14 protein-coding genes are annotated in these 18821 nt (G+C 62.8%); 2 read left to right on the plus strand and 12 right to left on the minus strand.

Annotation, left to right across the window (positions count from 1 at the left end; all coding sequences use genetic code 11):
• From AAIL67_RS15200 to ccsA, 8 genes are all read right to left on the minus strand, one after another.
• Positions 1-278: hypothetical protein (locus AAIL67_RS15200; RefSeq protein ID WP_343484314.1), on the minus strand; the 278-nt coding region annotated here is incomplete at its 3' end.
• A gap of 179 nt (positions 279-457) precedes the next feature.
• Entirely contained in the window at positions 458-1549 is a 1092-nt protein-coding gene (locus AAIL67_RS15205) for a ribonucleotide-diphosphate reductase subunit beta (protein ID WP_034357815.1), read from the minus strand.
• Positions 1550-1776: 227 nt separating this feature from the next.
• On the minus strand, positions 1777-4686 hold the full coding sequence (locus AAIL67_RS15210; RefSeq protein ID WP_343484316.1) for a ribonucleoside-diphosphate reductase subunit alpha: 2910 nt from the start codon (positions 4684-4686) through the stop codon (positions 1777-1779).
• Between the two features lie 505 nt (positions 4687-5191).
• Positions 5192-5821: a 1,6-anhydro-N-acetylmuramyl-L-alanine amidase AmpD gene (ampD, locus tag AAIL67_RS15215; protein ID WP_034381326.1), complete on the minus strand. Its 630-nt coding sequence runs from the start codon at positions 5819-5821 to the stop codon at positions 5192-5194.
• On the minus strand, positions 5814-7280 hold the full coding sequence (locus AAIL67_RS15220; RefSeq protein WP_343484375.1) for a sigma-54 dependent transcriptional regulator: 1467 nt from the start codon (positions 7278-7280) through the stop codon (positions 5814-5816). Before AAIL67_RS15220 ends, ampD begins: the two co-directional genes overlap by 8 nt.
• A gap of 47 nt (positions 7281-7327) precedes the next feature.
• Positions 7328-9133 (minus strand): ATP-binding protein, encoded by a 1806-nt coding sequence (locus AAIL67_RS15225; protein WP_034357807.1) that lies wholly within the window; start codon positions 9131-9133, stop codon positions 7328-7330.
• A 4-nt stretch (positions 9134-9137) separates the two neighbouring features.
• Positions 9138-9383 carry a PP0621 family protein gene (locus tag AAIL67_RS15230; protein ID WP_034381319.1) on the minus strand — a complete coding sequence of 82 codons (246 nt, stop codon included), beginning with the start codon at positions 9381-9383 and terminating at the stop codon, positions 9138-9140.
• Positions 9380-10186, minus strand: a complete 807-nt coding sequence (gene ccsA, locus AAIL67_RS15235; RefSeq protein ID WP_034357803.1) for a cytochrome c biogenesis protein CcsA — start codon at positions 10184-10186, stop codon at positions 9380-9382. The genes AAIL67_RS15230 and ccsA overlap by 4 nt, the downstream gene beginning before the upstream one ends.
• A 487-nt stretch (positions 10187-10673) precedes the next feature.
• On the opposite strand from ccsA, the gene ffh reads away from it, so the two are divergent.
• Together ffh and AAIL67_RS15245 are read left to right on the plus strand one after the other, a co-directional pair.
• Positions 10674-12065 carry a signal recognition particle protein gene (ffh, locus tag AAIL67_RS15240; protein ID WP_003070990.1) on the plus strand — a complete coding sequence of 464 codons (1392 nt, stop codon included), beginning with the start codon at positions 10674-10676 and terminating at the stop codon, positions 12063-12065.
• Positions 12066-12373: 308 nt separating this feature from the next.
• The gene (locus tag AAIL67_RS15245; RefSeq protein WP_034381317.1) at positions 12374-12952 is read left to right on the plus strand and encodes a C40 family peptidase; all 579 of its coding nucleotides are present in this window, start codon (positions 12374-12376) and stop codon (positions 12950-12952) included.
• A gap of 67 nt (positions 12953-13019) precedes the next feature.
• Here AAIL67_RS15245 and AAIL67_RS15250 read toward each other — a convergent pair whose 3' ends face one another.
• The 4 genes from AAIL67_RS15250 to miaB all read right to left on the minus strand — a co-directional run bounded on the left by AAIL67_RS15250 (position 13020) and on the right by miaB (position 18736).
• Entirely contained in the window at positions 13020-13727 is a 708-nt protein-coding gene (locus tag AAIL67_RS15250) for a DUF1266 domain-containing protein (protein ID WP_034394331.1), read from the minus strand.
• Positions 13724-14926: a hypothetical protein gene (locus AAIL67_RS15255; protein WP_224648885.1), complete on the minus strand. Its 1203-nt coding sequence runs from the start codon at positions 14924-14926 to the stop codon at positions 13724-13726. The genes AAIL67_RS15250 and AAIL67_RS15255 overlap by 4 nt, the downstream gene beginning before the upstream one ends.
• Entirely contained in the window at positions 14908-17220 is a 2313-nt protein-coding gene (locus tag AAIL67_RS15260) for a hypothetical protein (protein ID WP_063664854.1), read from the minus strand. The genes AAIL67_RS15255 and AAIL67_RS15260 overlap by 19 nt, the downstream gene beginning before the upstream one ends.
• 187 nt (positions 17221-17407) lie before the next feature.
• A complete protein-coding gene (miaB, locus tag AAIL67_RS15265) occupies positions 17408-18736 on the minus strand; it encodes a tRNA (N6-isopentenyl adenosine(37)-C2)-methylthiotransferase MiaB (RefSeq protein ID WP_003071003.1) in 1329 nt (442 codons plus the stop codon).
• Positions 18737-18821 lie beyond the last annotated feature (85 nt).

Consider the following 18821-nt stretch of genomic DNA (forward strand, 5'->3'; position numbering starts at 1 on the left):
TTGGCAGCGGTTGCAGCCTTCTTGGGTGCAGCCTTTGCAGGAGCAGCAGCCTTGGCAGCGGTTGCAGCCTTCTTGGGCGCAGCCTTTGCAGGAGCAGCAGCCTTGGCAGCGGTTGCAGCCTTCTTGGGTGCAGCCTTTGCTGGAGCAGCGGCCTTGGGGGCTGCGGTCTTGGTTGCAGCTGCCTTCTTCACAGCTTCAGCCTTGGGCGCGGCCGCCTTCTTGGCAGGTGTCTTTTTCTCGGTTGTGGCCTTGGCGGCCGTCTTCTTCGCAGTTGCCATCATTTTCTCCTTCGTTGATTTGCATAAGACGTCCGGTTCCTTGCGGTGCCGGACGATTCAAAGCGATGTGGAGTTACGCATCGCTAGGAACACAAATTTGCTTCACGCCAAAAATCTCAGTTTTTTGTAGCAATGAAGTGAAGCAAGTCATGACTCGCATTGTGCCTGCTTAGAAGCAATTAATCCCAAGAAAGTGCGCCTCCGGTCTGATACTCGATCACTCGTGTCTCAAAGAAGTTACGTTCTTTCTTCAAATCGATCATTTCGCTCATCCAGGGGAAGGGATTTTCTTCACCGGGGAACAGTTCCTCCAGACCGATCTGCGTGGCGCGACGGTTGGCGATGTAGCGCAGATAGCCCTTGAACATGGATGCATTCATGCCCAGCACGCCGCGTGGCATGGTGTCCTCGGCATAGCGATATTCCAGTTCCACAGCCTTCTGGAACAGCTCCGTGATTTCCTGCTTGAACTCGGCCGTCCACAGATGGGGGTTCTCGAGCTTGAGCTGGTTGATCAGATCGATGCCGAAGTTGCAGTGCATGGACTCGTCGCGCAGGATGTACTGGTACTGCTCGGCGGCGCCCGTCATCTTGTTTTGGCGGCCCAGGGCCAGGATCTGCGTGAAGCCCACGTAGAAGAACAGACCTTCCATCAGGCAGGCAAAAACGATCAGCGACTTCAGCAGAGTCTGGTCGGTTTCGGGCGTGCCGGTGTGGAAGTTGGGGTCCATGATCGCTTCGATGAAGGGGATCAGGAACTCGTCCTTGTCGCGGATGGATTGGACTTCGTTGTAGGCGTTGAAGATTTCCGATTCATCCAGACCCAGCGATTCCACGATGTACTGGTAGGCGTGAGTGTGGATGGCTTCCTCGAAGGCCTGGCGCAGCAGGAACTGGCGGCACTCGGGCGCCGTGATGTGGCGGTAGGTGCCCAGCACGATGTTGTTGGCGGCCAGCGAGTCGGCCGTCACAAAGAAGCCCAGATTGCGCTTGACGATGCGGCGCTCGTCTTCGGTCAGGCCGTTGGGGTCCTTCCACAGCGCGATGTCGCGCGTCATGTTCACTTCCTGCGGCATCCAGTGGTTGGCGCAGGTGGCCAGATACTTTTCCCAGGCCCACTTGTACTTGAAGGGGACCAGCTGGTTCACGTCGGTCTTGGCGTTGATGATGCGCTTGTCGGCGGCATTCACGCGCTTGTGGGTGCTGGTGGACGCGCCGGCTTCTGCGCTGGTGGCGGAAGGGGCAAAGGTGTCGTCGTCAAAGCTCAGCATATTTATTCCTTGAGGGGGAAAAGGCTGGGTGCAATGCAATCGACATCCAGCTTTTCAGTCATTTATTGATGGAGTGGCACCACTCAAATACTGGTGCACTCTAAAGCGAGAGACACCGAGGAAACGCCGCCGCGCACCGAGGGTGTCGTCCCCCTCCGGCGCTCAGCGCCAGAGAGGGGGAAGGCGCGGGGCCGCCTAGGCCAAGCGCTTCAGGGGGAGCCAGCCAGTTATTGGCAAGCCTCGCAGCCTGGATCGTCGATCGCGCAGAACTTGATGTCCGTGGCAGGTGCCTGGGCACGGGCAGCGGCGGCAGCGGCTTCCAGTGCGCTCACCGCAGGCTTGGCCGCAGGAGCAGCCGAAGCGGCAGGAGCGCCGGAGGACACGGCGTTCAGCACACGGCTTTGCACGGTGGACTTCTCGATATTGGTCGCGCTGGTGGTACGCAGGTAGTAGGTGGTCTTCAGACCGCGCAGCCAGGCCAGCATGTAGGTGTCGTGCAGCTTCTTGCCCGATGCACCGGCCATGTAGATGTTCAGGCTCTGGGCCTGGTCGATCCACTTCTGGCGGCGCGAGGCGGCTTCCACCAGCCATTCGGGCGAGACTTCGAACGCGGTGGCGTAGAGGTTCTTGATCTCTTGCGGCACGCGGTCGATGGCGCGCAGCGAGCCGTCGAAATGCTTGAGGTCCATGACCATCACGTCGTCCCACAGGCCCAGACGCTTGAGGTCGCGCACCAGGTACTGGTTGATGACGGTGAATTCACCCGACAGATTGGACTTCACGGACAGGTTGCCGAACGAAGGCTCGATCGAGGCATCCACACCCACGATGTTGGAGATGGTGGCGGTGGGCGCAATGGCCACGCAGTTGGAGTTGCGCATGCCGTCCTGGGCGATCTTGGCGCGCAGGGCATCCCAGTCCAGCTTGGCGGAGCGATCCACTTCCACATAGCCGCCGCGGGCCTTTTCCAGCAGCTTCAGGGTGTCGGGAGGCAGGATACCCTGATCCCACAGCGAGCCCTTGAAGGTGGAGTAGGTGCCGCGTTCCTTGGACAGCTCGGTCGATGCCCAGTAAGCGTAGTAGCAGATGGCTTCCATGGCTTCGTCGGCGAACTCGACGGCGCCCTGGCTGGCGTAGGCGGTGCGCATTTCATACAGCGCGTCCTGGAAACCCATCAGGCCCATGCCCACGGGGCGGTGGCGCAGATTGGAGTCCTTGGCCTTTTGCACGGCGTAGTAGTTGATGTCGATCACGTTGTCCAGCATGCGCATGGCCGTGTTCACGGTCTTGCGCAGCTTGTCGTGGTCGATCTTGCCGTCCTTGATGTGCTGGACCAGGTTCACGGAACCCAGGTTGCAGACCGCAGTTTCGGTGTCGCTGGTGTTGAGCGTGATCTCGGTGCACAGATTGGACGAGTGCACCACACCCACGTGCTGCTGGGGCGAGCGGATGTTGCAGGGGTCCTTGAAGGTGATCCAGGGATGGCCGGTCTCGAACAGCATCGAGAGCATCTTGCGCCACAGGTCCACGGCAGGCACGCGCTTGAACAGCTTGAGCTCGCCGCTGTCGGTCTTGGCTTCGTAGGCGGTGTAGGCCTTCTCGAAAGCTTCGCCGTACAGATCGTGCAGATCGGGAGCGTCGGCGGGCGAGAACAGGGTCCACTGGCCTTTTTCCATCACGCGCTTCATGAACAGGTCGGGAATCCAGTTCGCCGTGTTCATGTCGTGGGTGCGGCGGCGGTCGTCGCCGGTGTTCTTGCGCAGCTCCAGGAATTCTTCGATGTCCAGGTGCCAGGATTCCAGATAGGTGCAGACTGCGCCCTTGCGCTTGCCGCCCTGGTTCACGGCGACGGCCGTGTCGTTGACCACCTTGAGGAAGGGAACCACGCCTTGCGATTCGCCGTTGGTGCCCTTGATGCGCGAGCCCAGGGCACGCACACGGGTCCAGTCATTGCCCAGGCCGCCAGCAAACTTGGACAGCAGAGCGTTTTCCTTGATGGATTCGTAGATGCCGTCCAGATCGTCGGGCACGGTGGTCAGGTAGCAGGACGACAGCTGCGAGCGCAGCGTGCCGCTGTTGAACAGCGTCGGGGTGGACGACATGAAGTCGAAGGACGACAGCAGCTCGTAGAACTCGATGGCACGTGCATTGCGGTCAGGCTCGTTCAGCGCCAGGCCCATGGCCACGCGCATGAAGAAGGACTGGGGCAGCTCGATGCGGGTCTTGCGCACGTGCAGGAAGTAGCGGTCGTACAGGGTCTGCAGGCCCAGGTAGTCGAACTGTTCGTCGCGCTCGGCCTTCAGGGCCTTGGCCAGACGGGGCAGGTCGTAGCTCAGCAGCTCGGGGTTGAGCAGCTCGTTGTCCACGCCCTTTTGCACAAAACCGGGGAAGTAGTCGGCATAGGCCGTCTGCATTTCTGCGGGCTGCACGTCGCGGCCCATGACTTCGCGCACGATGGTGTGCAGCAGCAGGCGGGCGGTGACGTAGGTGTAGTCGGGGTCTTTTTCAATCAGCGTACGGGCGGCCAGGATGGACGCCTTGTAGACCTCGGCCAGAGGCACGCCGTCGTACAGATTGCGCAGGGTCTCGGCCACGATGGGCGCGGACTGGATGTCGGCATTCAGATTGCGGCAGGAAGCGACGATCAGAGCCTCCAGACGCTCCTGGTCCAGGGGCACGCGCTGGCCGTTGTCGGTCACATGCAGCACGGGCTTGGCGGCGGCAGCGGCGGCCACTTCGGCGGCCTTCTTCTGCTCGGCACGTTCCTGGTTGCGGCGCTCGCGGTACAGCACATAGGCGCGGGCCACGTCCTGGTGGCCGGCGCGCATCAGGCCCAGCTCGACCTGATCCTGCACATCTTCAATATGGAAGGTGCCGCCATCGGGACGCGAGCGCACCAGTGCGCGCACCACGCCTTCGGTCAGTTCGTTGACGGTGTCGCGCACGCTGGCAGACGCCGCGCCCTGCGCGCCGCGCACAGCCAGGAAAGCCTTGGTCAGGGCCACGGCAATCTTCTGGGGCGCGAAAGCCACCACATCGCCGCTGCGGCGGATGATCTGATAGCTGTCATTGGGGGAGGAAGAATTGGCTGCGCCGGCAGGCGCGGCAGAAGGCAGTGAGTTCAACGCTTCTTGCATAAGTTCCTCTGAGTCAGTATGTGGATAGGCAGACAAAGGCCTGCACTGTGGGCAGGCCATCAAAAACACGATTCGGCGCCTCGGTTTACACATGGTTTGCACAGGGTGTGCACAACTTGTAAACACTAGATATGGGGTCTGAGGCTCTTCAAAACACTACCGGTAGTGTATCGCGCTTAAATCCGAGCGACCTGATGAAACTACTGAATCTGGCATTTCGAGCGCCGCTTGACAGCCGCAAAAATGACTTCATCCCGCATGAATAAAGGCCTGTGGCGCGGTTGCGCGCGGCGGCAGATCGGGCCGGAAATATGTAAAAAATTTGCGTGTTTGATGCAGGCGACAGTTGTTGCGCGCGCGCCATTGACATGCCGTTTCGAAGCCCCGCAACGATGGATGCTTGGGATTCTCAAAATGAGGAGCGCATAGCGCCTACGAATAAAAGATTTCAGCTGCGAATATGTGTGAAATCGAGTGCTGAAAGGCGGTAGGTGCTATGAAGATTTCAGGCTGCGCCTGAGGCTGCAGGATTGGGGGGAAATTCCCAGCTGCGCGTGCCGTCTGTGCTGGCCAGCTGCTGCTGCAGCCGCTGCCAGTCGAAACCGGGTCCGGGGTCCTGCTTGCGCCCAGGCGCGATGTGCTCGTGTCCGGCGATGTAGCGCACCGGATAGTGCGCCGCGATGGCCATGCAAAGCTGCTGCAGGGCCTGGTACTGCGGAGCTTCAAAGCTCAGGCCTTCCAGGCCTTCGAGTTCGATGCCGATGGAGTCGTCGTTGCAGCGCTCGCGCCCGCGCCACTGACTGACACCGGCATGCCAGGCGCGGTCGTCGCAGCTGACGAACTGCCAGATCTCGCCCTGGCGCGTGATAAAGAAATGTGACGAGACTTCGAGGCCGCGAATGCCCTGGTAATAGGGGTGGGCGTCCCAGTCCAGCTGATTGGTGAACAGTTGCTGCACCGCGCCTGTGCCGTACTGGCCCGGAGGCAGGCTGATGGAGTGGATGACGACGAGATCGATCTGCGCATCCTCGGGGCGAGGGCCGAAATTGGGAGATCTCAGCTGACGCGCCGCACCATACCAGCCGGCCTGCCAGGGCTGGGCCAGGGAGGAGGAAAGGGGCGTGGAATCAGACATTGTCGCTCTGGTGTTTGCTGCCTTCGGCCGGCAGGTCTATGCCCAGACGGTCGATGCGGTAGCGAATCTGGCGCAGGCTGATGCCCAGTCTGGCCGCCGTGGCTGTGCGGTTGAAGCCGTTGTCCTGCAGGGCTCTGACCAGGATGCTGCGCTCCTGCTCATCAAGCCAGCCTTGCAGATCCTCCGGCAGCGTGGCCGGACTGCCTGCGTGCTGAGTTTGCGGCGGCGGTGCGCTCGATGCCCAAGCGCCCGAGGAAGCCGCTACCGCCACACCAGCGCACTCGGCCGGCACGCCGGATTCGGGCAGACGCAGCGGGCCTTCCTCGCCCAGTGCAATGGCGCGGTGCAGCACGTTCTCCAGCTCGCGCACATTGCCAGGCAGCGGGAGCCGGGCTATCTGGCTCAGGCTGATGTCGTCCAGCTCCGGCGTAGCCAGTCCGGATTCGCGGGCCAGCTTTTGCAGCAAAGCCTGGCATAGCTGGCCCAGGTCTTCACGGCGCTCGCGCAGCGCGGGCAGCTCGATTTCGATGACGTTGAGGCGGTAGAACAGGTCCTGGCGGAAATTGCCTGCCTGCACTTCCGCTCCCAGATCGCGGTGGGTGGCGCTGACGATGCGCACATCGACGGCTTCTTCCTGGGTGCTGCCCAGTGGACGAATCTTGCGCTCCTGAATGGCGCGCAGCAGCTTGGCCTGCATGGCCAGGGGCAGGTCGCCGATTTCATCGAGAAACAAGGTGCCGCCCTGTGCAGCCTGGAAGTAGCCGGGCCTGTCCTGCGTGGCACCGGTGTAGGAGCCCTTGCGGGCACCGAAGAACTCGGCTTCGAGCAGGCTTTCCGGGATGGCACCGCAGTTGACCGCGACCATGGGGCCGCCGGCCCGCTGGCTGCAGCCGTGCAGGGCGCGTGCCACCAGTTCCTTGCCCGTGCCGGATTCACCGTGGATCAGCACGGGAGCCATGCCTTTGGCGACCTTGGCAATGCGCTGCTTGACCAGTTGCATGGCCTGAGACTTGCCAACCAGAGCCTCCAGGGCGCCAGCTGGCGTTCCCGCACCAGTGCCGCTGGCGGCCGAGCTGTCGCTGGTCTGCGGGTTGCCGGGCTTGGGCACCGCGCCAATGCCTTGCACGGCCGAGGCCACGACCTGGCGGAACTGGCGCAGGTCCACGGGCTTGGTCAGATAGTCGAACGCGCCCGCGCGCAGGGCCTCGACGGCGTTTTCGGCAGAGCCGTAGGCCGTCATGACGATGCAGCGCTCGCTGCGCGACTGATCGCGCAGTTGCAGCAGCAGCTCCATGCCGATCCCGTCGGGCAGGCGCATATCGGTAATCAAGACATCGAAATTGCGGCCTTGCAACTGAGTCATGCCTTCCTGGACCGAGCCCGCGGTTTCCACGCGGTAGCCTTCCCGCAGCAAGGTCAGCTCGTAGAGCGTGCGCAGATCCGGTTCATCATCGACCACGAGAATGTTGGCCGCTGCGGATGAGTGAGGCGATGATGTCACTGGGCTTACACCATGATCGAGTCAAACAGGGAGTGGCTCGCGAGGGATGAAGGGCCGCTGCGCAGAGTCACGATAAAGGCATTGCCGTTCACCTCGCCTTGCGGTGTGCTGCGAGCCAGGCGTTGATAGCTGATGGAGGCATCGTAGCGCTGGCACAGCTCGCGGCATATATAGAGTCCGAGGCCGCTGGAGCGGCTTTGAGAGGAGAAGAACGGCTCGAACAGATGGCGCTCGACGCTGGACTCCAGCGGTGCCCCATCACTCCAGACCATGAACCAGCAGGTGTCGTCCTGCGGTGCGAGACCCTGGATCTGACCGTTCAAGGGCCCGTGGCCGCTGATCAACTGCAGGCCCGCCTCATTGCCGGCATGGCTGCGGTGGCGCTGGGCATTGTCCAGCAAGTTGATCAGCACGCGGCGCAGATGCTCTTCATCGAACAAGATGTGGCGGGCCGTTGCATTGAGCCGCAGCAGAAGCTGGCGCGGCGGAGCGGCCTGTATGCGCCATTCATGGCTGATCTGGGCCAGCAGGGTGTCCAGCGGCAGCGACTGGCCCTGATGGGTTTCTGCGCCCTGCTGCACGCGTGCCAGGTTGAGGATTTCTTCGGCGATGCGGGCCAGTCGGTCGGCGTTCTGCCCCACGATCCGGCATAGCTGTTGGGGGCCGGGCTGGCTCGCCAGGTCTTCGGCCAGCAGCGCATTGGCCTGGGTGATGGCAGCGAGCGGGTTGCGTATTTCATGAGCCACGGCAGCCGACATGCGGCCCATGGAGGCCAGCTTTTCGGTGCGCAGCTGCGCTTCCATTTCGCGCAGGTCGTGAAGAAACATGACGCAAAGCGAATGGCTGGCTTGCGCCTGCGGACCCTCGTCCAGATAGGGCGCCGAAACTTCGGTGATGCGTGTGCGCACATGCATGCCCGTGGCGCCGTGTCGTTCATGAGCCTGCAGGTGAATCGTGGCGGACAGCGGGCGGGCATGGGCAAAGCTGGCTTGTGTCGAATGCGCCAGCGGCTCCCACCAGCTGTGGGCCTGCAGGGAAAAAGGCTGGGGGTGATCTATGGGCAGGCCCAGCAGCTGCAAGGCAGCTGGGTTGGCCTGCAGAACCAGCAAGCTCGAGTCGACCACCAGCACGCCGTCGGAGAAGTGGTTGATCACCAGACTGTTGACCTGCTCCTGGGTCTGGGTGCGCAAGCGGTTGAACAGGGCCTGGGAACGCTCGCGCCGGACACGTTTGGCCAGCTCGTGCGTGAGATAGGCCACGCAGAAATAGCCGGCGCAGGAAAACGCCGTCTGGTAGTAAGACTGGGCGCCGTCGTTGAGCCCGCCATGGTATTGCCAGAAGGTGTAGGCCAGCGTCAGCAGCGTGATGCTGGCCGTGGTGCCAAAGGCCAGCATCAGTCCACCCAGCGCCGAGGAGATCAGGACGGGAATGGCCAGCAGCGCGGTGTAGTTGAGCGAGCCGACCTGAAAGATCTGCAGCAGAAAGATCACCGCAATGTCGACGCCGATCACGGGCAGCCATTGCAGGGCTGCGCGAGGCGCCGGCAAATGACGTCCGGCAGCCAGGCGCAGCACGACGGTCAGCGTCAGATAGGTGAAGCAGATCAGCCAGGCCAGGGGAGAGCTGATGTTCTGCAGCTGCAGATTCAGCGTCTGCAGCAGCACCAGGGCCAGCGCCAGAAGCACGCGGCCGCTGAGGAAGGCCTGCCACAGGCGCACGAACGGGGCGTTGAGACTGGCGTCCGCGCGCCGGCTGATGGCTTCATCGAGCGGGATGGCGGTGTGCTGCCAGGGCGAGGCGGAGTTCACCATGCGGTCAGTGGCGGGCAGTGTCTTGCTGGGCCAGGCGGCGGTGTTCCGCGCTGCAGAAGATCTTGCCCGAGGCGTCGTTGACAGCATCTGCTTGCGGCAGGTGAAGGCCGCAGTGAGCACAAGCTACCATGGTCTGTGCCTGCTTGGGGGTGCTGGCAGGCCTGGTCTGATCGGCCACTTCAGCGCGGCGTTTGTTGCGCCAGATTCCGACAGCCACCACCACGACCAGCAGGACCAGCAAATACTTCATGCTGCGCGCTCCAGCAGGACTTCAATCACAAACCGCGAGCCGGCATAGGCCAGCAGCAAAAAGATGGCGCCGATATAAAGAACACGTACGGCGCTCTGGCCGCGCCAGCCGAATCGCTTGCGGCCGAACAGCAGCACGGCAAATGCCAGCCAGGACAGCAGGGAGAAAATGGATTTGTGATTCCACACCCATGCCTTGCCGTAGAGCTGCTCGCCAAACAGCCAGCCTGCGGCCAGTGTGGCGGTCAGCAGCACAAAGCCCGCTCCGACAAAACGGAAGGTCAGCCGCTCCAGCGTCAGCAGCGGCAGTCCGCTGTCATGGTCGCCGCCCTGGCGCATCTGCCGCTCGGCATGGCTCATCAGCGCGCCATGAACGACGGCTGCGGCAAACAGGCCGTAGGAAGCAATGCCCAGAGCCAGATGCAGCGGCAGCCAGGGCGAGGCGTTGACGTGCAGCGGTGTGCCGGGGAACACCACGGCCAGAAGCACGGCCACGCTGCCCAGCATGGACAGCGGCCAGCGCGAGCGCAGCTGCGGGTAGAGCTGCTGCTCCACCACATAGACGGTCAGCACCAGCCAGGCAGTGATAGAGAGTGCAGGAGCAAAGCCGAAGTGCGGCAACTCGCCAAGCAGACCCCAGCCCAGCAGCAGGGCATGCAGTGCCCAGGCCAGGCGCAGGCAGCGACGGGCACCGGCTTCTTGCAGGTGCTGGGTGGCAAGTGCAGGAATGGCGTAGGCAATGGCTGCGGCCATGGCCAGGATCCAGCCAATGGGGCCAGCTGCGGTGAGCGGTTGGGAGAGCATGCTTTCTATGATAGTGCCGCTGGCCCTCACTCATCTTTTGCAGGCCGCTGCCGTCCGGCAATTTTGCGCATAAAGCGCTGTCTGAACCCGGTCATGAGCGTGGGTTTGAGCGCTTGCGAGCAGATCGTCGACTTTCGAGCCCGTTCTTCAAGGATTTTCTCCTGCCGGGCGATGTCTCCAGTCTTCCCGCCCAGCCGGCCAGTCCTGCGCCACGCGCAAGGACTTGCAGCAGAGCTTGATTCAGGTCCATTCAAGACCGGCCTGGTCTCTTTTTCGAGGGAGTTGTGAGGCAGGGCGCAGCGGCCTTGCACGCCTGAGGCAGATCACGGACAAGCCTGCGGGGCATCGTCAATCAAGGGCAGCGGGTAAAATGCCTGTTCATGCAGCTTCGCCTCGCCTGAGCTGGGTCCGCAAGCTGCCCGGAGAGTCGTGCTGCGCGCTCGCGCACGACTCCCGTCCATCCATAACTTTCGAATGCTTTTTGCTTATGGCCTCCGCACTCACCGATAAACTCTCGCGCCTTGTCAAAGAGATGCGCGGCCAGGCCCGCATCACCGAGTCCAATGTGCAGGACATGCTGCGCGAAGTGCGCATGGCCTTGCTGGAGGCCGACGTGGCCCTGCCCGTGGTGCGCGACTTCATTGCCCGCGTCAAGGAAAAGGCGCTGGGCCAGGAAGTCATCAGCTCGCTGCAGCCCGGCCAGGTGCTGGTGTCCATCGTCAACAAGGAGTTGGCGGCGACCATGGGCGAAGGCGTGGCCGACATCAACCTCAATGCCCAGCCTCCCGCCGTCATTCTGATGGCTGGTCTGCAAGGCGCCGGCAAGACCACCACCACGGCCAAGCTGGCCAAGCATCTGATCGAAAAGCGCAAGAAAAAGGTGCTCACGGTCTCGGGAGACGTCTATCGCCCTGCGGCGATCGAGCAGCTCAAGACCGTGACGGCCCAGGCTGGCGCCGAGTGGTTTCCCTCCACGCCGGACCAGAAGCCTCACGATATCGCCGTGGCTGCGATCGACTACGCCAAAAAGCATTTCTTCGATGTGCTGCTGGTGGATACGGCCGGCCGTCTGGCCATCGACGAGCTGCTGATGGCCGAAATCAAGGATTTGCACGCCACGCTCAAGCCCGTCGAAACCCTGTTCGTGGTCGATGCCATGCAGGGCCAGGATGCGGTCAACACGGCCAAGGCCTTCAAGGAAGCGCTGCCGCTGACCGGTATCGTGCTGACCAAGCTTGACGGCGATTCGCGCGGCGGTGCGGCGCTGTCGGTGCGCCAGATCACGGGCGCGCCCATCAAGTTCGCCGGTGTCTCGGAAAAGATCGACGGCCTGGAAGTCTTCGATGCCGACCGCCACGCACAGCGCGTGCTGGGCATGGGCGACATCGTGGCCCTGGTCGAGCAGGTCACCAAGGGCGTGGACATGGAAGCCGCGCAGAAGATGGCCGAGAAGCTCAAGAGCGGCGACGGCTTCGACCTCAACGACTTTCTGGCCCAGCTGCAGCAGATGAAGCAGATGGGCGGTCTCTCGACCCTGATGGACAAGCTGCCCGCCGAGCTGGCCGGCAAGGCCGGTCAGGTCGATATGGACAAGGCCGAGCGCGAGATCAAGCGCAAGGAAGGCATCATCTGCTCCATGACCTTCAAGGAGCGCAAGAACCCCGCCCTGATCAAGGCCACGCGCAAAAAGCGTATTGCCGACGGCGCCGGCGTGCAGGTGCAGGAAGTCAACCGCCTGCTTAAGGAGTTCGAGCAGATGCAGACCATGATGAAGAAGTTCAAGGGCGGCGGTCTGATGAAGATGATGAAGAAGATGGGCGGCATGAAGGCCATGAAGGGCATGATGGGCGGCGGCGGCATGCCCAAGCTGCCGTTCTGATAGCTCCCCCTGAGCCGCTGCGCGGCTTCCCCTGGCCGGGCGCTCCCAAGGGGGACGACAGCCTCGCTGCGCGGCGGCGCGGCCGGCATAGGCGCTTGCTCGCTGTCCCTGAGTTGGGGGGTGCTTGGTTTGAGATCAGCGATCTATAAAAAGTGAGCTGCTTGCGCTTGTTGTTCATGGGTTTGGATGAGAAATGCATCTGAATCAAAGGAATGACTAGCGAGAGCAGCTCACTTTTTTGTAAAGAAGCGCAGTAATTGTGGATAGAAGGTGGCTGTATGGGCGGCTTTCTGAGAACATGCCTTTCCATGAAGCTACAAGACAGGACTTTCGTGGAGGCGGGTCAGCGGCAACCTCTGCCTCAATGTCTGGAGCGCCGCGGCGCGCTGATGCTGGCGGGTTCGCTGCTTGCGGCGCTGGCAGGGTGTTCCACCACCAAAGACAAGCCCCGGTCTGCTGCGCAAGGCGGATCTTCCGTGCGCCCGGCCAATGCCCTGAGTCTGGATGCAGAGCTGCGCGAGTCGCTGCTGGCGCGCACCATGCTGGTTGTCAACACGCCTTACACCTATGGCGGCAACTCTCCCGAGGGCGGTTTTGACTGCAGCGGTCTGATTCAGTGGGCCGTGGGGGGCATCACGGAAATGCGCCTGCCCCGCACCACATCGCAATGGGCGCAGGCCAGCAACCCGGTGGACGGACGCGATCTGATGCGCGGCGACTTCGTGTTCTTCAACACTCTGGGCGGGCGCTATTCCCATATGGGAATTTTTGTGGGCAACGGACAGTTTGTGCACGCGCCGTCCAGCGGCGGAACGGTGCAGCGGGTACGCATGGACAATGTGTACTTCGCCAAGCGATTCACGGAAGCCCGAAGCATCTTTGCCTGAATGCCCGCGCCGCGGATGTAAAAAGGGACTGCCTGGCAGTCCCTCGGTTTTTGCGGGTGTCCCGCACTTATGCCGCAGGCTCGGAGGCGGGCTTTGCCTCATCGCCGGTCAGCGGCAGATTCCAGCTCATCGCATGCCAGGGGTGCTGCTCCTGCGTCACCCATTGCGCCACTTCTTCGGACGTGAAGGCCTTGCCCAGCACATCGCTGCGGCCTTGTGCCAGCCATTGAGCGCGGCCCTGTGCATAGGCCTGACCGAAAGCAAGCCAGCTGTCGAAGCATTGCTGGGCGCGCTGGGCGTTGAGCTGAAGGATATCCCAATGCAGGGCTTCGTCCGTCCATTCCAGCAGCCTGGCGCTGCGCACAAAAAAGGTCACGCGCGCGCAGGCAAACGCCATTGCGGCGCGCACGTCGTCGCTGCGCTGCAGGCGCTGCAGATCCAGCATGAACCAGCGCTGGCGCAGTGCGTCGGGCAGTTGCTGGCGCACCTGTTCGTCGCTGAGGTCGGTGCGCAGGCCAAGATGGTGCAGGATCATGGGGCGCAACTGCCTGGCCAGCGCATCGTCAGCGCCATGCAGATCGCTGGCAAAGCCGCCTTGCATGGCGTGGTAGGCCATGGGGTGGGCCAGGGCCAGGGCCCAGTTGCGCTCCTGGCTGCCCGCCTGGTAGCTGATGATGTCGCCGCGTTGCCTGGCCTCCTTGAGGCGCTTGAAGCCGCCGCGCAGCACCCAGTAGATCAGGGCCACGATGAGCAGAAAGATCGTCCATCCGCTCATGTGCGAACTCCTGGGCGACCGGGACGCTTTCTGGCCATCAGCAAGCTCTGTTTCAGTGCGGCGGATTTGGGCATGCGTTCAATGACTTCGCTGTCCAGCGAGTCCTTGCGTGCCGCCACCATCCACTGCATCAGTGGTGACTGCAGATTGAGCCGGGGCAGCAGGGCGGGGTGCTGCTGCATCAGCCACAGTTGTTCGTCGTCGGTCTGCAGCTCCTGCACCGAGCACCAGGGCGCCAGCCCTGGATGGGACTTCAGCAGCTCGGGCGGGCGGCGCACAATGCCCATGGACAGCGCGTCCTCGGGCACCTCGTCATTGAGCGGCAGATGGTTGAGCAGGGTCACCACATCGGGCATATAGCGTGCAATCGGCGGTCGGTTCTGCTTGCCCTTGATCTGCTCGATCTGAAGCTTGCCGTCCTTTTGCACATAGGCATTGACGGTGATGCGGGGCTGGGCCGTGCCCGTGCGGTAGCTGAACAGCCGCATGCGCCCCGACTCGAGACCCTCGGCGTAATGTTCTCCATAGCCGCCGCTGAAGGACTTGCGGTTGGCAAACTGGCCCACGCAGTGGCCCATCATCTGGCTTTCATAAGCCATTTCCTGGCGCATCTGCGCACTTGTGCCGTCAAACTCCACAAAGGTACCGTGCTGGCCGCGCAGCAACCCGTGCACGGCGCTCTGGCTGTGTTCAACCCGGCCGCTGTTCTGTTTTTTCTCGAAAGCCAGATGCTCCAGCGTCCAGCGCGCCAGCGCCTGCGGGCAGTTCACGCGCTGCAGCTTGCCTTCGAGAGAGGTGCCCTTGCGGGTGGAGAGAAATTCCACCAGCCGTGTCTCCAGCGCCAGCAGGGCGGCGCTGTCGGGCTGCACCCACCAGAGCTCGGGCAGCTCGAAGCCGACCTGCCTGCGCTCCAGCCGCTCCAGCGCCCAGGCCGGCGGCTCCTGGCGGCCGGCCAGCTCCTGCAATTGCCGGACGTCGGCAATGCGCAGCACGGCAGGCTCGTCGGCCTGCAGATTGCCCACCACATGGCGGTAGAAGTGGTTGCCCAGCCAGGCAGCGACATCGGCTGCGTCGCCGCGCTCTGCGCTGCGCTCCTTGATGCGCTGCTTGATGGCCGGGGCGTTGACGACATCGCGCGCCTTGTAGGCACTGGCGGCAGCGGCTTTTTCGACGACCTGATTCACCAGAATTTCCACCATGGTTTGCGACCCGATGCCGCAGCACCGGCCTGGGCGTCGCGTTCGGCCAGCTTGCGCTCGGCGCGCTCTATGCCGGACTGCGACATGCGCCGCTCGTCCTCGTCGTCATCCTTGTCCAGATAGCTGTTGGCCTGCTTGTGCAGTGCCACGGATTCTTCCAGCAGCTCGGGGTAGGCTTCCAGCGCACAGGCCAGGCGGCGCAGCGGATAGCAGTCCTGCAGCGCAATGACTTCTTGCTGATGCGCGCGCAGACGTGGCAGCACCAGCTCGGGGCGTGTGCTGGAGAAAAAGTCCAGCATGGACATCAGGGACGCCAGGTAGTTGCGGCGCACGTCGCGCTGCTCGTCTTCATCCAGGTCGTGGAACCATTGGTCCAGACGCTCCATCCAGATGCTGATCTCGTCATCGCGGTTGAGCTTGTAGAGCGACAGGGCGACGGTGGAGAAGTAACGTGTGGGCTCATGGCGGCTGTAGCCATGCTCCTGGGCGAAATGCCACAGGCGCTCGGCCTCGACCACGGTCTGCGCGTCGTCGTCCTTGCCCACGGCACACCACAGCAGGCCGTTGTGATGCTCGGCAAACGGGCTGCTGCCCAGGCCCTTGTGGTGCAGCTCGGCGGCCTCGTCGTAGCGGTCCATGAAGCGGTACTTGATGGCCAGGTTGTTGCAGAGCATGGAGTACACATGCAGGTCGCCATCCTTGAAGCGGCCCTGGCCAGTCGCCCAGAAATGCTCGAAGCGGGCGAGACCCTCCTCGTAGTAGCGCACGACCAGAGGCTCGCGCACCTCCTGCGCAGGCACTTTCTTCTTGCCGCCCATCAGCGGAGCCAGATCGTCTGCATCGTCAAGGACCACGCCGGCGGCGTAGCACCAGTGCGCGCCATGGCCCTGGGGAAAAGGCCGAGCCAGCGCTTCTTCCAGCGGCAGCGCGGCAAAGCGGGCAGCCCAGAGCGCGGGCAGCTTGTCGCTGTCGGCCATCTCGGGGTGCTGGCCCACGCCAATTTCCAGCAGCGGCAGAGCCTGCTCCATCTGGCGCTTGCGTGCCAGACGCAGGCCGTCGAGCAGAGCCAGCACCGGATGGGCCGGCTGGGCTGCGCGCACCATGTTCAGATAGAAATCCGCCGGATGCAGTGGCATCTCTTCTTGCGCGAGCAGCTGGCGCATGTCCTCGTCAGTCTGGCCAATGGCCAGAACCAGCGCCCAGGTGATGGCGTTGGCCGGGTCGTTGCTGAACTGTTCCTTGGCCAGCTGAAAAGCGGCCACGGCCGAGACGGGGCGGGCGTGGAGCACGCTCTCCAGCGCCAGATCGGCGGCCTCCTTCAAGCGACCGGCCTGCACCAGCCAACCCAGTTGGGAAGCGCTGAAGGGATCGCCCGAGTCATCCGTCAGGCCGAAGTGTCCCTGAGGCGCTAGTTGCAGAGCTGCCTCCAGCTGACCGGCCTGCGCACAGGCCTGGGCTTGCAGTCGCACGATCTTGACCTGGCGATGCGCCTTGACGGCCTGCGAGGGCGGGGGATTCTCCAGAGCGGCCAGTTGCTGCTCGCAGGCCATGAGCAGGGCGGGCAGGCTTTGCGGGGCCAGCGGCAGCACATGGTCGGCTAGCGTCATCCAGCGGTCAAAGTCCACCTGCTGATCGGGCGCGGCATCACGCAATATATTGATGGCGTTTTGCACGAGGCTGGCTGACTCGCTGGCGTGGCCGCTTTTCTGAGCCATTTCCGCCTTGCGAACGCAGAGGATGGCATCGAGGTAGGCCGCATCTTCGGCCAGATCGGGGTTGCGACGCTCCTGGGCGCGTTGCAGCTCAAGGCCCGTGGCCGCAGCTTCCCAGGCCTGGAGCTGCGAGGCCATCCAGTGCCAGCCATGCCAGTAGTTGTCGCTGTCCACATCCTCGGGCAGCCGGGCAATGGCCAGCGCTGCCGATCCCAGCAGGGCGCGCGCGGAGGGCTGATCAAAGCCCATGCGGCTCTGGATGTCGCTGAGGCTCAGGCGCAGCGCGGCCTCTGCGGGGCTCAGTTCGTCGGCAGCGGCCAGGGCGGTGTCGCGATGCTGCTGCAGCAGCTTGTTGGCCGCTTCGGGCTGATCGAGGTAGAGCCAGAAGTCGTGAACGCGCTCGAGCTCCTGCACGGTGGCTGGGGCAAAGTTCTGCTGCCCCATCAACTCCACCGCAGCAGCGATGCGGTCCTGACGGCTGATGCTGCCGGGCTTGTCGTCGTTGTAGTCGTTCAGTAGCTCATGGGCTTGGTCCAGCAGGGCGTAGATGGCATCGCCCTGCAGTGCGGCAGTTTGGTTCATGGTGTCCAGAGTTCAATCCGAGGCAGCTTGGCCCCAATAGGCCACCATCCTAGCGGCGGATTGAAGAGGCGTGTGCCATCCGGCAAGGGATCACCATTTGTTACAGAATTTATAACCAGTCATGAAAAAAGCCTGCCTTGGAATTGCAGGCAGGCTTTTTGTGGATGAGGCTGGGACTGTCGGGCTGTCAATCCTTGACCAGGACTTCGCCGCGCAAGGTGTAGGCCTTGGCTTCGGTAATCTTCACATCCACCATCTGTCCGATCAAACGCTCGTTGCCGGGGAAGTTGACCACGCGGTTGCAATAGGTGCGGCCCATCAGCTCGCTGCCGTCGCGCTTGCTCACGCCTTCGACCAGCAGGCGTTGCACCGTGCCGACACGCTCTTCGCTGATCTCCTTGATGTTGGTGTTGATCACGGCCTGCAACTCCTGCAGGCGGCGCAGCTTGACTTCGTGCGGCGTGTCGTCGTGCAGATTGGCTGCAGGCGTGCCGGGGCGGGGGCTGAAGATGAAGCTGAACGAGTTGTCGAAGCGCACATCGTGGATGAGCTTCATCATCTTCTGGAAGTCTTCCTCGGTCTCGCCGGGGAAGCCCACGATGAAGTCGCTGCTCATGGCCAGATCGGGACGGATGGCGCGCAGCTTGCGGATGGTGCTCTTGTATTCCATGGCCGTGTAGCCGCGCTTCATGGCCATGAGGATCTTGTCGCTGCCATGCTGCACGGGCAGATGCAGATGGCTGACCAGTTGCGGAATCTTGGCGTAGGCCTCGATCAGGCGTGGCGTGAATTCGTTGGGGTGGCTGGTGGTGTAGCGGATGCGCTCGATGCCGGGAATCTCGGCCACATATTCCAGCAGCAGCGCGAAGTCGGCCATCTCGCTGCTGTCGCCCATCTTGCCCAGGTAGGCGTTGACGTTCTGGCCCAGCAGCGTGATTTCCTTGACGCCTTGCTCGGCCAGGCCCGCGACTTCCACCAGCACGTCCTCGAAGGGGCGGCTGACTTCCTCGCCGCGTGTGTAGGGCACGACGCAGTAGCTGCAATATTTGGAGCAGCCTTCCATGATGGAGACAAAGGCCGAAGCGCCTTCCACGCGCGCCGGCGGCAGGTGGTCGAACTTCTCGATTTCGGGAAAGGAGATGTCGACCTGGGGCTTGGCCTTGGCCGCACGCTGATTGAGCAGCTCGGGCAGGCGGTGCAGGGTCTGGGGACCGAAGACCACATCGACAAACGGAGCGCGCTTGATGATCTCTGCTCCCTCCTGGCTGGCCACGCAGCCGCCCACGCCGATCAGCACGCCTTTTTCCTTGAGATGGCGGATACGGCCCAGATCGCTGAACACTTTTTCCTGGGCCTTCTCGCGCACCGAGCAGGTGTTGAACAGGATCAGATCGGCCTCGTCCACGTTCTGCGTGGGCTCGTAACCCTGGGCCGCGCCCAGCACATCGGCCATCTTGTCCGAGTCGTACTCGTTCATCTGGCAGCCAAAGGTTTTGATAAAGACTTTCTTGCTCATGGGGCGCTCTTGTCAGGTGGGCCTGCAGTGTCTGCAAGCACAAAGTGATAGCGGCTGGCGCCTGCCATCACTCGATTTGGATATG

Source organism: Comamonas sp. A7-5, assembly GCF_039581385.1.
GTDB classification, from domain to species: Bacteria; Pseudomonadota; Gammaproteobacteria; order Burkholderiales; family Burkholderiaceae_C; genus Comamonas; species Comamonas thiooxydans.

Bases quoted from the DNA above. Each gene is read 5' to 3' on its own strand.
- AAIL67_RS15205 (WP_034357815.1), bottom strand. From the start codon at position 1,549: ATGCTGAGCTTTGACGACGACACCTTTGCCCCTTCCGCCACCAGCGCA.
- AAIL67_RS15210 (WP_343484316.1), bottom strand. From the start codon at position 4,686: ATGCAAGAAGCGTTGAACTCACTGCCTTCTGCCGCGCCTGCCGGCGCA.
- ampD (WP_034381326.1), bottom strand. From the start codon at position 5,821: ATGTCTGATTCCACGCCCCTTTCCTCCTCCCTGGCCCAGCCCTGGCAG.
- AAIL67_RS15225 (WP_034357807.1), bottom strand. From the start codon at position 9,133: ATGGTGAACTCCGCCTCGCCCTGGCAGCACACCGCCATCCCGCTCGAT.
- AAIL67_RS15230 (WP_034381319.1), bottom strand. From the start codon at position 9,383: ATGAAGTATTTGCTGGTCCTGCTGGTCGTGGTGGTGGCTGTCGGAATC.
- ccsA (WP_034357803.1), bottom strand. From the start codon at position 10,186: ATGCTCTCCCAACCGCTCACCGCAGCTGGCCCCATTGGCTGGATCCTG.
- ffh (WP_003070990.1), top strand. From the start codon at position 10,674: ATGGCCTCCGCACTCACCGATAAACTCTCGCGCCTTGTCAAAGAGATG.
- AAIL67_RS15245 (WP_034381317.1), top strand. From the start codon at position 12,374: ATGAAGCTACAAGACAGGACTTTCGTGGAGGCGGGTCAGCGGCAACCT.
- AAIL67_RS15250 (WP_034394331.1), bottom strand. From the start codon at position 13,727: ATGAGCGGATGGACGATCTTTCTGCTCATCGTGGCCCTGATCTACTGG.
- AAIL67_RS15255 (WP_224648885.1), bottom strand. From the start codon at position 14,926: ATGGTGGAAATTCTGGTGAATCAGGTCGTCGAAAAAGCCGCTGCCGCC.
- AAIL67_RS15260 (WP_063664854.1), bottom strand. From the start codon at position 17,220: ATGAACCAAACTGCCGCACTGCAGGGCGATGCCATCTACGCCCTGCTG.
- miaB (WP_003071003.1), bottom strand. From the start codon at position 18,736: ATGAGCAAGAAAGTCTTTATCAAAACCTTTGGCTGCCAGATGAACGAG.